Annotated in this window: 10 protein-coding genes; 2 read left to right on the forward strand and 8 right to left on the reverse strand. The window is 73.2% G+C overall.

The genetic code is table 11. The annotated features are described in order from the left end of the window. Nucleotides 1-62 precede the first annotated feature (62 nt). The gene (locus tag OUQ99_RS29585; protein WP_267947039.1) at nt 63-833 is read right to left on the reverse strand and encodes a GntR family transcriptional regulator; all 771 of its coding nucleotides are present in this window, start codon (nt 831-833) and stop codon (nt 63-65) included. Nucleotides 834-1,111: 278 nt separating this feature from the next. On the opposite strand from OUQ99_RS29585, the gene OUQ99_RS29590 reads away from it, so the two are divergent. Further along, on the forward strand, nt 1,112-2,065 hold the full coding sequence (locus OUQ99_RS29590) for a TAXI family TRAP transporter solute-binding subunit (protein ID WP_267947040.1): 954 nt from the start codon (nt 1,112-1,114) through the stop codon (nt 2,063-2,065). Nucleotides 2,066-2,092: 27 nt separating this feature from the next. Here the strand turns inward: OUQ99_RS29590 and OUQ99_RS29595 are convergent, their stop codons facing one another. Genes OUQ99_RS29595 through OUQ99_RS29605 form a run of 3 tightly spaced genes read right to left on the reverse strand, consistent with a single transcriptional unit; the run spans nt 2,093 to nt 4,434 of the window. Then, a complete protein-coding gene (locus OUQ99_RS29595; RefSeq protein ID WP_267947041.1) occupies nt 2,093-3,493 on the reverse strand; it encodes a HAMP domain-containing sensor histidine kinase in 1,401 nt (466 codons plus the stop codon). 3 nt (nt 3,494-3,496) lie between these two features. Beyond that, the gene (locus tag OUQ99_RS29600) at nt 3,497-4,174 is read right to left on the reverse strand and encodes a response regulator transcription factor (RefSeq protein ID WP_267947042.1); all 678 of its coding nucleotides are present in this window, start codon (nt 4,172-4,174) and stop codon (nt 3,497-3,499) included. Between the two features lie 41 nt (nt 4,175-4,215). Next, nucleotides 4,216-4,434, reverse strand: coding sequence for a hypothetical protein (locus tag OUQ99_RS29605; protein ID WP_267947043.1), 219 nt, complete (start codon nt 4,432-4,434; stop codon nt 4,216-4,218). A gap of 678 nt (nt 4,435-5,112) precedes the next feature. On the opposite strand from OUQ99_RS29605, the gene OUQ99_RS29610 reads away from it, so the two are divergent. Then, a complete protein-coding gene (locus OUQ99_RS29610) occupies nt 5,113-5,310 on the forward strand; it encodes a DUF397 domain-containing protein (RefSeq protein ID WP_267947044.1) in 198 nt (65 codons plus the stop codon). Between the two features lie 37 nt (nt 5,311-5,347). On the opposite strand, the gene fxsT is transcribed toward OUQ99_RS29610, so the two are convergent. From fxsT to OUQ99_RS29630, 4 genes are read right to left on the reverse strand one after another with little or no spacing between them, the layout of a single operon-like run. Next, entirely contained in the window at nt 5,348-9,793 is a 4,446-nt protein-coding gene (gene fxsT / locus OUQ99_RS29615) for an FxSxx-COOH system tetratricopeptide repeat protein (protein ID WP_267947045.1), read from the reverse strand. A gap of 35 nt (nt 9,794-9,828) precedes the next feature. Continuing rightward, nucleotides 9,829-11,031 (reverse strand): AAA family ATPase, encoded by a 1,203-nt coding sequence (locus OUQ99_RS29620; protein ID WP_267947046.1) that lies wholly within the window; start codon nt 11,029-11,031, stop codon nt 9,829-9,831. A 21-nt stretch (nt 11,032-11,052) separates the two neighbouring features. Beyond that, complete coding sequence (locus OUQ99_RS29625; RefSeq protein WP_267947047.1) at nt 11,053-12,615, reverse strand: hypothetical protein; 1,563 nt, start codon at nt 12,613-12,615, stop codon at nt 11,053-11,055. Further along, entirely contained in the window at nt 12,612-13,547 is a 936-nt protein-coding gene (locus OUQ99_RS29630) for a trypsin-like serine peptidase (protein ID WP_267947048.1), read from the reverse strand. The genes OUQ99_RS29625 and OUQ99_RS29630 overlap by 4 nt, the downstream gene beginning before the upstream one ends. Nucleotides 13,548-13,652: the final 105 nt, after the last annotated feature.

The raw sequence follows: 13,652 nt of genomic DNA on the forward strand, positions 1-13,652 counted from the left end.
TCTCCTTGGTCCGGTGGTCTGTGCGGCGGTGGGCGGGCGCGTCCGGGCGCGCGGACGCCGGGTCAGAGGGCGTCGGAGTGGAGCGCCATCTGTGTCAGCGCGCGGCGGGCGCGCTCCAGGACGACCTCCATGGACGCGCCGACGTGCTCGTGCATGGCGCGGTAGGCGGAGTCGAGTTCGCCCGCGAGGAGGTGTTCGGTGATCCCGATGTGCTCGGTGACGGTGGAGGTGATCCGGTCGGCGGTGAGGAAGTCGTACATGCGGACCCGGCGGATGCGCCGGTTGACGGAGACGAGGGAGTCGGTGAGGGCGCGGTTGCCGGAGGCGCGGGAGACGGCGGCGTGGAACTCCTCGTCGAGGAGGACGAAGGAGGGGTCGGGCCCGGGGACGTCGGCGCGGAGCTTCTCCCACCGCTCCAGTTCGGCGCGGAGGACGCCGGGGTCGTGCCGGACGGAGGGGTCCTCCATCGCGCGGGAGATGCCGCGGAGTTCGAGGGTGACCCGGAGCTCGTAGAGGTCGCGGAGCTCGGCGAGGTTGGGGACGGTGGCGTAGAAGCCGTTCTCGCGCCGCTCCACCAGGCCGTCGGAGTGCAGGCGGGCCAGCGCCTCGCGTACGGGGGTGCGGGAGACGCCGAAGAGCTCGGCGAGCCGTACCTCGCCCAGCCGGACGCGGGGCGCGATCCGCCCGCTCAGGACCTCCTCGCGCAACAGGGCGTAGACGCGGTCCCGGCGCGAGGTGGCGGTGGCGGCCTCCGGATCCCCCGCCCGCCGCACGCCGTCCCCGGGCGGCGCCTCCGGGGCGGGCACCGCCTCTGTATACATCGGTGTGTCCATGGGGCCCGACGCTAGGAAGGGCGTGTTTCGGCGGCCCTGCCTCCCCGTGAAGCCTGGGTTTCACCGTGTTTCCGCGTGTTTCGCACCGGTATGCACGGGGCGCCGCGGTCGGGGCAGTGCGGGGCGGACGGCGTCCGGAGCGGGCGCGGGAGCCGTTCCGGACCGGTGGGCCGTCCCCGGCCCCGAGCCCCGGACCGGACGGCGTTCCCGCAGGCACACCCGCGTCCCGCGCCGGCGCCCCGGCCCCGGACGCCGCCCGGGCTGTCTAAGCTGCATCCATGCATTCGATGGGACCGAACCGGCGCACCGTGCTGCTCGGCGCGGCGGGGGCCGCCGTCGCCGCGGCCGTGGGCGGCTGCTCCCGCGGCCCCGAGTACGGGCTCTCCGAGCTGGTCGTCGCCACGGGGCCGCCCGGCGCGGTCTTCCGGGAGATCGGCGCGAAGCTCGCCGTCCTGCTCCAGGAGGTCCTGACGGAGCTGGAGGTGAGGACGGTGCAGACCGGCGCCTCCCTCGACAACCTGTACCTCCTGGACGAGGGCGCGGCCGACCTCGGTTTCGCCAGCCTCGACGCGGTGCTGTCGTACGAGGCCGACACCGGCGAGGGCACCCGGCTCGACGCCGTCGGACGCCTCTACGACAGCTTCGTCCACCTGGTCGTCCTCGACGACTCGCCCGTGCGCGAGCTCTCCGACCTGGACGGCCTGCGCGTGTCCGTGGGCTCGGTCAACTCCGGCACCGAATTCACGGTCGCGGAGATCCTGGAGGAGACCGGCCTGGCCGTGGAGACCGTCCGGCTCGACCAGGCCGCCTCCGCCGACGCCCTGGCGTCGGGGGAGATCGACGCCATGTTCTCGCTGACCGGGCTGCCGACCCCGGCCGTCGCCGAACTCGCCGAGAAACACGCGGTACGGCTGATCGACCTGGCGGACACGGCCGACGTGATGGCCGACGCCTACCCGGAGGCCTACTTCCCGGCGACGCTGCCCGCGACCACCTACTCCGGGGTCCCGGCCTGCCCGACCATGTCCATCCCCAACCTGCTCCTGTGCCGGGCCGACCTGGACGAAGCCCTGGCCTACCGGGTCACCGACACCGTCTACCGCGGCCAGGCGCGGCTGGCGGCCCAGCGCCCGGAGGCCGCGCAGATCAACGTGCGCACGGGCATCTCCACCGGCGTCGTCCCCCTGCACCCCGGTTCCGAGCGCTGGTACCGGGACAACAAGCCCGCCTGAGGCGGCGCCTGGCCTTCGCCGGTCCGGTCAGTCCCCGGAGCCGCGCACCGGCGGCAGCGTGATCACCACGCCGAACCCGCGGCGCTCCCCTCCGGGCAGGCCCGTCCCCAGGGTGAGCCGCCCCCCGGCCTCCCGTACCAGGTCGGCGGCGATCGCCAGGCCCAGGCCGGTGCCCTCGGTGTTCTGGTGCCGCGGCGAGCGCCAGAACCGGTCCAGGGCCGCCGTGTACTGCTCCTCCGGCAGGCCCTCGCCGTCGTCCAGGACGCTGATGCGCACCGGATCCCCCCCGTCGGCCTCCACCACCACGCGGGTGCCGCCCGACAGGCGCAGGGCGTTGCTGACCAGTTCGTCGAGGATGCTGCCCAGCCCGCCCGCCGGGGCGTACGCCCGGACCCCGGCGGGGACACGGGTGGTGACGGAGACGCCCCGGGCCTCGCCCAGCGCCCTCCAGCGCTCCACCCGGCTCTCCAGGACCTCGGCGACCTCCACCGCCTCCGTCCCGGTGACGCTCTCCAGGCGGGTCGCGGCCAGCAGGGAGTTGAGCATCCTGTGCATGACGGCCGCCTCGTCGACGGCGATCTCGTGGGCCTCCCTGGCCTCGGGGGTCTCCAGGTGCGGTGCGAGGTTCTCCACGGCCAGCCGCAGGCTGGCCAGGGGGTTGCGCAGCTGGTGTGAGGCCTCGGAGACGAACGCGCGCTGGCGCTCCAGGGCCCTGCGCACGACGTCCACCATCGTGTTGAACGACTCCGTGAGGCGGCGCAGCTCCGGGGGGCCGCGCTCGGCGTCCACGTGCACGTCGAGGTCGCCCGAGGCGACCGAGGTCGTGGCGGCGTCCAGCCTGCGGATGGGCCGCAGCACCCAGCGGGACAGCGGCAGCGACGCGGTCGCCAGCACCGTCAGCGGCACGACGCTGAGCAGGCCGAGCAGGCCCCAGACCTGGAGGATGTCGGCGCCGAGCTCCCGGGTCGGGGCGACCACCACCACGGCGCCCGCGACCTCGCTGTCGCGGCCGATGGGCTCGGCGACCACCAGCGGATCGGGGTTCCACGGCCACGCGGTGGTCGGCGGTGCGGGGCGCTCGCCGGCCATCGCGGCGTCGACGGCCCCCGGGTCGGGGATCCCGTCGAGGACGTCGCGCATGCGGTGCCGGTCCCCGGAGCCGACGACGATCTGCCCGTCGGGCGCGACCACGAGGGCCGGGATGGCGTACAGCTCCTCGTAGTGGGCCATCTCCTGGGCGAGGGGGTCGAGCCGGTCGGTCTCCAGGGCGGTGCGGGCCAGGGCGGCGAACCGCCCCGCGTCGCCCAGCCGGTCGACGTACACCTCCTGTGTCCGCTGCTGGGCGATGACCGTGCCCAGGGGGACGAACACCGCGGCGACGATCACGAACGCGACCGGGAGCAGGAGGGCCAGCAGGCGCCGCAGCAACGGTCAGGCCCCGTCGAGGAGGTAGCCGACGCCGCGCACGGTGCGGATGCGCACGGCGCGGCCGACCTTGGCACGCAGGGAGGCGATGTGGGTGTCGAGGGTCCTGGAGGAGGTCTCCCAGGCGTCGCCCCACACCTGGTCGAGGATCTGGTCGCGGGCGACGACCGAGGGGGAGCGGGAGGCCAGCAGGGAGAGCAGGTCGAACTCCTTGCGGGTCAGCCGGAGCGTCCGCCCGCCGGCGCTGGCCTCGCGGGAGTCGGGGTCGACCGTGAGCGCGCCGACCGTGAGCGGGGGCTCGGCCTCGGCGGCCTCGGCCCGCGCCGGGCGGGTGCGCCGGAGGACGGCGTCGATCCGGGCGAGGAGTTCGGCCACGCCGAAGGGCTTGACCACGTAGTCGTCGGCGCCGGCGCGCAGCCCGCGTACCCGGTCGCGTTCCTCGCTCCGCGCGGTGACGGCGATGACGGCGGTCTGGGGCCGCTCGCGGAGCTTGCGCAGCAGGTCGATGCCGTCGGCGTCGGGAAGGCCGAGGTCGAGCAGGACGACGTCGGCGGGCGGGGCGGTGAGCGCGCGCTCCGCGGTGGCGACCCGCTGGACGTCGAAGGACGCGGACCGCAGGGCCGTCACCAGGCCACGGGCGACCCGGTCGTCGTCCTCCACCACGAGAATGCGCATGTCCAGCATGGTAGGCAGTGTTGCGGACCCCCGCTGACGACGGCGCACGGTCAGACCTCCCGGAAGGGCCCGGAGTCGCTCCCCTCCCGGACGCGGTCCCAGACGGGTGACCGGTCCACCCTCTCCGGCCAGGGGTCCGCGGGCGGGCGCGCGGGGCCGGGCCCGGCGGCGTGGTGGTGGACGGTGACGCTCCCGATGCGGCCGGCGCTCACGGCCACACCGCCGTGGACGCCACCGCCGATGGAATTGTGCGTTTCGCCCTGTTTCACGTCGATCCCCTCCCTCGCCCTGGGGACAGCCTAGGAGAGCGCAAAGGCCGTCGCTTCTCCGGAGAAGTCGGGAACAGTCCGCGGTACGACCGCGACCACAATGGATTACCTGCGGAAACCTCCCTTCGGTCCGCCTTCGCGAAGTTCTCCCTATAGGTCCTGGTACGTCCCTCCGCTTTCCAGCGGTCAAGGGCTTCGCCATCGCCGGACCGCCGTCCCGGCTCTTTCGCTCCCAAGGTCACTTTGGGGCTGCTGGGAGCTGGTGCGTTTCGGGTCGGATCCACCGAAAACGCTTTACCGTCCGGCACTCGCCATCGCCGATGACGCCGGGACACAGGGGACTCCGGGGAAAGACGCACCCGGACTGAGCAGCGGACTTCCCCGATCCTCTCCACAGATCCCCCGGCGGCGTTCCCCCGGGCGAACGGGAAACATGCCGCAAGCATCAGTTTATGAACAGTCCGAGGATGACTGCATCCGGACAACATGATCAGTACCCCAGTGGGCATGTACAAGTGGGTTCGAAAGTCAGCAGAATATATGGGAGAGCCGAAGTCGGACCCGACCGGACTTACAGGGCCGCACGGGAAACAGGAGCGACCAATGGTGGAACCGGAAGAATCGAGGCCGCCGCGTGCGTAGAAACAACCAGGAAAGACAGCCCGGACAGGAGCTCTCGTGAAGGGCTTGGGACGGGGGCCCGGGCGATGGCGCACGTCGAGTTACAGCGGCGGCGGTACCAACTCGTGCGTCGAGGCGGTCATGAGCGCGCCCGCCGCGGTCGGGATCCGCGACTCCACGCACCGCGACCACGCGGAGCTCGCCCTGCCCGCGCACCAGTGGGTCGCGCTGCTCCGACTCGCGGACCGCGCCTGAGCGGGCGTGGTCCGGGGCCGGCCCCGGACCACCGCGGTCACATCTGTGCGAGGTAGATGTCCGCGTCCCCGCGCACGCTCTTGCGGATGCTCAGCGTCGCGGGGTGGTCCGCGCCCATGGCCTCCCGGTACATGTCCTCCACCTCGATGAACTCCGGGTCGACGTCCTCGCCCTGGGCCCTGCGGTCCACGAGCAGGTTGCGCCGGGCCAGGAGGGTCAGCGGGTGCCTCGCCCCCAGTTCCCTGGTGCACGCGGCCAGGGCCTCCTCGTCCAGCTCCCGGGCCCCCGCCACGTCCCCGGTGAGGAAGTGGTCGTTGGCCAGGTTGACCAGGCAGGAGAGGGCGCTGGGATGGTGCCCGCCGATCCGCTCCCGGAACAGTGCCAGGGCCCCCTCGTCCAGCTCGCGCGCCTCGGCGACCCTTCCGAGGCGGCGCAGGATGATCGCCTGGTTGATGTTCGCGGCCCCGACGTAGGGGTGCTGGTCGCCCAGCAGCTTGACGTAGCGCTCACCGGTGGTCTGCGCCAGCTCCAGTGCCTCGTCGTGCTGGTCGACCGCGCTCAGGGACATCGAGTGCACGAGCGCCGCGTACATGGTGTCGTTGCTGTCCGCGCCCTGCTTGATCCGGAAGCGCTGCCAGGCCTGCTCCGAGAGGGCGAACGCCTCCCTGTGCCTGCCGATCCGCCGCCGCATGACGGCCAGCGTCCGCACGTTGCTCAGGACCCCGGGGTCGTCCTCGCCGAGCAGGCTGGTGACCCGCTCGACCTGGTTGGTCTGGATCGCCTCCGCCTCCCGGTACAGGCCCCGCTCCATCAGGGCCTCCGCGTACCCGTTGTTGGTGCCGAGGGTGCGCCCGTGGTCGGGGCCGAAGACGATCTCCAGCCGGGTCAGGGTGTCGCGGTACTGCTCGGCCGAAGCCGCCGGGTCACCGCTGAGGAGCAGGTTGAAGGCGCGGAAGTGGGCGGTGAGCAGGGTGTGCGGATCGTCCTCCCCGAAGAGGCGCACCCGGCGGTGGTAGGCGTCGGCGGCGGCGGCGAGCGAGTCCCGGAACCTGCCGACGAACCGCAGGCTGCGGATGTGCTCGATCTCCGCCTCCAGGGTCTCCGGGTCCTCCGGGTTCTGCTGCTCGCGCAGCGTGGCCAGGGTGGTCTCCCCCAGTTCGAGGGCCTCCGCCAGGTGGCCCTGGCCCCGCATCGCCACGGCGACCTGGACCGCCATCCCGAGGGTGGAGGGGTGCTCCTCCCCCAGGTGCTGCTTCCACCACGCCCACGCGGTGTCGCCCAGGCGGCGGGCGTCCTCGAACTCCTGGCGCAGCAGGGCGATCCGGCACATCTGGACCACGACTGCGCGGACCCACGGGTCCGCGCAGTCCCAGGCCTCGGACGCCCACACGTGCGGCAGCAGGTCGGTGAAGCGGCTGGAGTCGTTCGTGACGTCCTGGAGGTCGCTGCGGCCCAGCAGCTGGTGGGCGCAGTGGCGCATCTCCTCCCGCTCCGCCTCGTCCATGGGCGCCTGGACCGCCCGCTGCACGAGCCGGTGCAGGGAGATCGTGTTGCGCTGGTGGTCGATGTGGGCGAGGCTGTTGCGCCCGATGTCCCGGATGGCCATGCCGAGTTTGGCCGGGTCCTCCAGCGCCGTCCTCAGCTCCGCCGGGCCCTCGATGCCCCGCGCGTGGTTGAAGAGGGTGCGGGGGATGGGCGCCGTCGCCATGAACGAGCAGAGCTGGAGCAGCTGGAGCGCGGCCGGGTTGGTCATGGCCAGCCGGTCCAGGGACACGTTCCACGCGGCGGCGACCGCCACCGGGTACGTCCCGTCCGGGCGCAGCAGCGCGAGCATCTCCTCGCTCTTGTCCGCGAACTGGCGCAGGTACTCCTCGGTGGCCATGCCGCTCTCGTGCAGCCACACCGCCGCCTGGTTGAGCGCCAGGGGCAGGTCGCCCAGCTCGCGCGCCAGGGCGTCCGCCTCGTCGTCGGTGAGCGTCGCCGGACCGCGCCGTTTGAGGAGTTCGATGCTCTCCTTGCGCTCGAACTCCCGGACGGAGAGGAAGGCGTCACCCCCCGCCACGGTCCAGCTGTTGTCCCGAGAAGTGATGATCACGTGCCCCTCGCCCCCGACAGGAAGATACTGTTCCAGTTCGGCCCGGGCCTGCGCGTTGTCGTAGACGAGAAGCCAGCGCTGGAAGAGCCCGCCCTGGTGGAGCGCCGCGAGCACGTCCTCCACGACGTGCCCGCTGCCGGCGCCGACGCTGTCCAGCCTCAGGCGGGACGCCAGCACGGAGAAGCTCTCGCGCAGCTGGTTGCCGTGGGCGGAGGGGATCCAGACGATGAGATCGTATTCGGAGGCGTACCTGTGCAGGTACTCCTTCGCGAGCTCGGTCTTGCCCACCCCGGACATCCCGTTCAGCGCGGTGATGACCTGGCGCTGCCCCGTGAGGAGCTGTGCCCTCAGCGCGGAGAGCAGCTCCTCGCGCCCCGTGAAGGCGCTGTTCTTACGGGGGACCTGCACCCAGACAGCACTCAGCGGCCGACCGCTGGTGGACGATCTGCCCGCGCGGCCGCTGTGAATGTCGCCAGAATCGTTCATTCTATCCCCAATTGACGGGTTTGTAGACATAAGCGGCTTTTCACCCGACCGATCAGAAAAGGGTGCGGTATTCCGTGTCTTCCGGTTATCGCTCTTACTCGTTTGCGCAGATCCGGGAACCTTGGTCAATCCTAAACCAGACGAGGACGGGGGCCAGTTTTCCGGCACAGAATGATCCCGGTATCCGTTTCGCCCGGCCGCTTCGGCATATTCCCTGATCGGTGCCGAATAACGGCGTACGAGGGCCGCGCTCTCCACCGCGGGGAGCATGGACCGCACCCACGAGCGCGACGCCCCCGTGTTCGTCGGGGAGACCACGTGCTCGCCGCGGAGCATCCTCGCGAGGTCGCCGAACCAGGGGTCCACCCTCAGCAGGCGCTCCGCCGCCAGGCCCAGCATCCGGCGGATGTCGGACACCCGCCCTCCCCGGGCGAGGAGGGCCTTGCGGACCCCGTCGCGGAAGTCCCACCGGACCGCCCCGCGCTCGGCCGCGTCCCCCATCCGGACGAGCCCGCTGAAGAAGACCTCGGTCAGCTCGGACGGCGACGCCCGGCCCATCACGTCCTCGCACACGGCCTCCACGAGGCCCGGGTCCAGCGGGACGGCGGCCAGGGCCACGGCGAGGTCGAACGCCTCGGGGGTCGCCGCCCGCTGGAAGCGGCCCACCTCCCGGTCGGGGTCGAACTCCCCGTCGGCCCCGGCGTCGGGCGCCAGCACCGGTCCCGGCCGCCCCGGGAACTCCGCGGTCTGCGTCCACAGCCGCGCGCGACCGCGGGCCATCACGAACGACGCCCAGTCGTGGAGCGCGGACGGCTTCAGCGGGAGCACCGGGACCAGCGTCCCGGCCGCGGGCTCGTCCTCGTCCGCGACCAGGTCGGCGAGCGTCCGCTCGCGCACGTACCGGGTGTTCGGCGCCCCGGCGGCGGCGGGCCAGGACGTGCCCAGCTCCGCGGGGGCGGTGGCGATGGCGCCGCGCCTCCACAGGCGTGGGCTCAGGAGGTGCAGGATCGCCAGTGCGCCCTCTCCGGCCGCGCGCGCCACCCACTCCTGGAATTCCCGGTCCCGCCAGGCCCCGCCGAGTCCGTCGGTGAGGATCAGGGTGACGTGCGCGCCGGTCGCCCGGCGTCCGCCGAGCCCGCGGCCCCGCCCGTTCGCGTCCCTCAGCTCCGGCGGCCCGGCCCGCTCGGAGTCGAAGTGCAGCGCGCGCACCGTCCGGAAGACCCCGCTGTCCCGGAGGAGCCCGGCGAACTCGCCCGCCGGACCGCGCTGGAAGAGCATGGTGACGCCCTCGTCGAGCAGGAGGGTCAGGTCCACCGCCCTCTCGTCGCGTGCACGGAGCACGGGCACGACGGGGACGCCGGCGCTCGCGCGCTCGCCGTCCGTCCAGTGGAGGCTGTCCAGCAGCGCGCGGGCGTACGCGCGCGCGGTGCCCTCCGGGTCGACCCGGTCGGGCTCGCCCCGGGGCGCCTTGAGGTTGAACGGGGACAGGGCCGCGACGAACTCCTGCCGCCGTTCCAGGACGGGCTGGACGAACCCGGGCGACTCGGCCCCCTCCTCGGAGGGGGCCTGCTCCCGCCCGGAAGGGGCGTCCGGTGTCGGCACGCGCCCGTCCGGGGCCGCCGGGCGGTCCGCGCCGGTCGCGGGCGCGGGCTCCCGGGGCCGGCCCGCGACGGGGTTCCCGACCTGCTCCGGGACCGTGCCGGGAGGCCACGGGGACGGCGCCGGCCCGAAGTCGTGGCCCGTGTCGGCCACGAGTTCCTCCCGGCCCTCCCCGAGGCGGTGCGCCCGCCGGGCCCGGCGGGCGCTCGCGTCCCACAGGGCCGCCAGGTGGATCGCGTCCGCCAGGTCGGTCGCGGTGAGCCCCGGCCCCCGGCGCGTGGACCCTTCCGCGTCGCCTGTCACCCGGGGTCGGTCGCTCCCCGGTCCACGCCCCGAACTCATCCCGGGCTTTCCGTGAGCCGGTGCCAGAGGAGCTCCGAGAGCTCCCGCACCTGATCCCCCCCGGGTCCGGCCTGGTCGGGGCCGAGCGCGCCCACCAGGTGCACGGCGTTGAGCAGCTGGTCGATGGCGAGTTCGTGCCCGCTGCCGCTCCTCTCCAGGAACTCCGTCACCAGCGGGCGCGCCCCGGAGGGCAGGTCGCCCCCGAAGTGCCCCGCCACGGCGGCCAGCAGCTCCTGCTCGTCCGGGAGGCCCATCCGGACCGGGATGCACCGCCGCATGAAGGCGGGGGAGAGGTCGCGTCCGCTGTTGCAGGTGAGCACGGTGATGGGGAAGGCGGAGCAGAGCACCTCTCCGTGCGCGACCGGCACGGTGCGTCCGGGGTCGTCGGTGGCCACCTCGATCGTCGGCGCCACCCCCGCCAGCCTGGCCAGCTCGGGGATGCGGTAGCCGCCGTTCTCGAACAGGTCGAGCAGGTCTCCGGGGAGGTCGAAGTCGCCCAGGTCGAAGTCGTCGATCAGCAGGACGCGAGGCGCCCTCGTCGGGAGGAACGCGGTGCCCAGGGGGCCCAGGGCGAGGTAGCGGCTGATCGACTCCGCGCTGCTGCGCAGGTGCGCGTCGCCGTCCCCCGCGTAGCGCCGGTCCGGGGCCTGCCCGGTGGCCCGCCGGTGGGCGTTCTCCAGGTTGAGGTCGTGGATCTGGGTGAGCGGGTCGTAGGAGTACAGGCCGTCCCCGACGGTGCTCCTGCTGGTCACCGCCCAGCGCAGCGTCCTGCCCAGGTTGAGCTCGCGGGCGATCTGGTGGGCCAGGCTGGACTTGCCCACCCCGGGCGGCCCCGTGACCAGGAGCGGCCTGCGCAGGTGGATCGCCGCGTTGACCTTGTCCAGGAGGTGCTTGCGGTGGGGGCCGAGCGGGACCGTGCCGGGGCGCGGGTGCTGCGGGCCGAGGTGCCGTGCGCTCTCCGCCGTCGCGACGGCGTCCTCCCCCGGCTCCGCCGGCTCACCGGGCTCCCCCGGGGGAGCCGACGGTTCGTAGAAGGGGGACGTCGAACCGGAGTTCAACGCCCCGCCGTAGGTACGCCACTGCGGAGGCGGGGGTAACCGCGTCGCGAGGTCCAGATGCGCGCGCGGCTGACCAGTGCCGTGGAAGACCCACCACTCCGGTACGGAGTCGGTCGGCCCGGGTCCGGCGTGTGCGGTCATGGCGAGCCCTTCGAGCCTCGGTCAACGGGGGGTGGTGCGGATACTGCTGGCGGTCAGCGGAGGGGGGTCCGGGAGGACCGGCAGGGAATCGTGGTAGAAGACGGCGACCTCGAAGCTTTCTTCGATGTACCCGCTATCGTCCGGCGAAACGCCCCCTGAGCGGGACTTGTGGAGCACCTGGGGGATCGACTGGAGTTTCTCTGATGACACCGTCACCTCTCGTCCCGTCTTTCCCAGATTCAGCCACGGACCGATTCCCCGACCGTTGTCGGCGGAACGCCACACCACAACCGGAACTCCGAACCTGAGCGCGGACCGGACCGACTGGTGGCAGTCGTCCAAATGGGAGGGTACCGAGAGAATGGCTATTCTATCGTCCGGGAGCCGATCCTCCAATGGTTCCCGGTAGGTCCGACCGCTCAGCCGCTCCTTGGTCTGCGCCTCGTGGGCCGTGTCCAGGTGCACCCCCGAACCGCACCTCAGCAGGGCCGCCCACCGCCGGCCCAGGGCCCTCCTCCCCGCGTCGTAGTCGCGCCGCGAGGGGTCCTCCAGCTCCGCCGCCCGGTAGACCACCTCCGCGCGGGCCCCGAGCGGCGGCGCCCCGGCCGCTCCCCCCGCCTCCTGCCACCGGTCGGCCTCCAGCTCCCGCAGCAGGTCCAGCTCCGCGACCAGCTCCACCCGCATCCTCCCCCGGTGGTGCTCCCTGCGGTGGTCCACCTCCACGAGGCCGAGCAGGACGCCGACGCTGTCGGCGATCCTGTCCGGGGTGACGCCCTTGCGGGTGCCCGAGTCGCAGAAGTCGGGCCGGTCCCCGCCGTGCTCCCTGAGCACCGTCCAGTACCGCAGGTCGTGGCGGTCGCGCTCCTCGCCCCTCTCGACGTGGACGACGAGGCGGGCCGGCACGTCCTCCCCGGCGTCCGGCCCCGGCGGCGCCCCGGGGGCCTCGGGGGCACCGCTCCCCCCGCCCCAGCCCTCCAGCAGCGCCGAGCAGCGCAGCGCACCCCGGGCGCCCAGGATCGCGCAGAACTCGACCAGCGCGGACTCCCCCTCCCTGCCGGGGATCTCGGCCAGGGCCACGAACGTGTGCCACGCACGGTCGGACGGCGTGCGGTCGATGGGCCGCGCCCCCCGGACGCGGTCGGCGATCTCCCGGAAGTCCGCGGCGTCGTACAGGACCAGCTCCTCCCGGACGGTGTCGACCTGCTGCCGGGTGGCCTCGGGTATGGCCTGGCTGACCTGGGCCCACTCCTCCTCCCTCACCAGGGGCTCGGCGATCAGGGCCGCCGTCCGCCAGCTCCGGCTGTCGTCGGACCAGTAGCCGATCCACCGCATGAGGACGCCGAGCAGCCGGCTCTCGCGGCAGCGGCCGACCAGGGCGTCGGTGAAGACCACGGGCACGGCGTTCCGGTTGATCCCGGAGCGGACCCGGGGGAGCTTGCCCAGCAGCAGCTCGTGGTACTCGGGGGACGTGACGCAGGTGACCGAGCACAGGGCCTTGGCCAGCCGGGCGTAGTCGGCCTCGTCCACCCGGGGAGGGACGGGGCCCTCCAGCGGCTGGTCCTCTATCCCGGCCGCACGGCTCACCCGTCCCGCCCCGTCAGGAGCGGCGCCGCGGCCTCGCGGACGCGGAGCATGCCGGCGCTCCCCTCCTCCCTCTCGTCGAGGAGGTCGAGCACGGCGCCGAGGAGTCGGTACTCCTCGTGGGCGAGGGAGACCAGCTGGGAGGCGAAGACCGTCAGGTCCTGGTCCGCGCGGAGTCTGCGGCGCAGCCTCGGGTCGAGGGCCGTGTAGAGGTCGAACCTCAGGTCGGGGGAGAGCAGGGTGCGCAGGTCGGTCATGGCGCGCGCGGTGCGCGCGACGGCGGTCGCGGTGTCCGGTCCCGCCCCCCAGACCCGGGGGACCCGGTCGAGGGGGATCATCCAGCCGGCCCTGCCGTTGGCGGCCGCCTCGCAGACGATGCCCAGGAGCCCGTCGCCCGTCCCCTCCCGGACACCGCTGCCGCTGAAGCCCGGCAGGACGGTGAAGCCCGTGGCGGAGTCGACGTCGATCTGCGTGTAGCCGAAACGGCTGCCGCTGTCGCCGGTGATCCGTCCGGTCACCCAACGTCCGGTCTCGGCGTTGGGGAAGCCCAGGACGCGTACCCGGTCCCCGACGCGGTGGCGGGCTGTCGCGGCGGGCGGCCCCGGGGCGGTGCGGTCGAGGCGGAGCACGGCCGCGTCCCAGGGCGCCTCCCCCTCCCACCACCACCCGCCGGAGAGGACGGTGCCGACGGACTCCCATCCGGGGAGTCCGCGCGGCGCGTCCAGGCGCACCTCGCTGCCGGGGCCCGCCGAGGGCCCGACGGCCTCGACGACGACGTGGGCACAGGTGAGGGCGTACTCCGGCGCGACCAGTACCGCCGCTCCGTGGAGGGCGGTGCCGTCCCGGTCGGTGACGCGGAGCTGCCAGTCAGGGGTGTCGGGTCGGTTGGACAGGAGGGACACGGTGCTCCCGTTCGGCACAGGGGGTCGGGTCACGGAGGACGGACCCGGTGACGCGACCCCGCTGTCAACGTGGATTGTGTTTGGTTTTTTTATTCTACCGATCGAACCCGAAACGCCACGAGGATAGGACAGAAACTC

This window comes from Streptomonospora nanhaiensis (assembly GCF_026642255.1).
In the GTDB taxonomy this organism is placed as follows: domain Bacteria; phylum Actinomycetota; class Actinomycetes; order Streptosporangiales; family Streptosporangiaceae; genus Nocardiopsis; species Nocardiopsis tropica.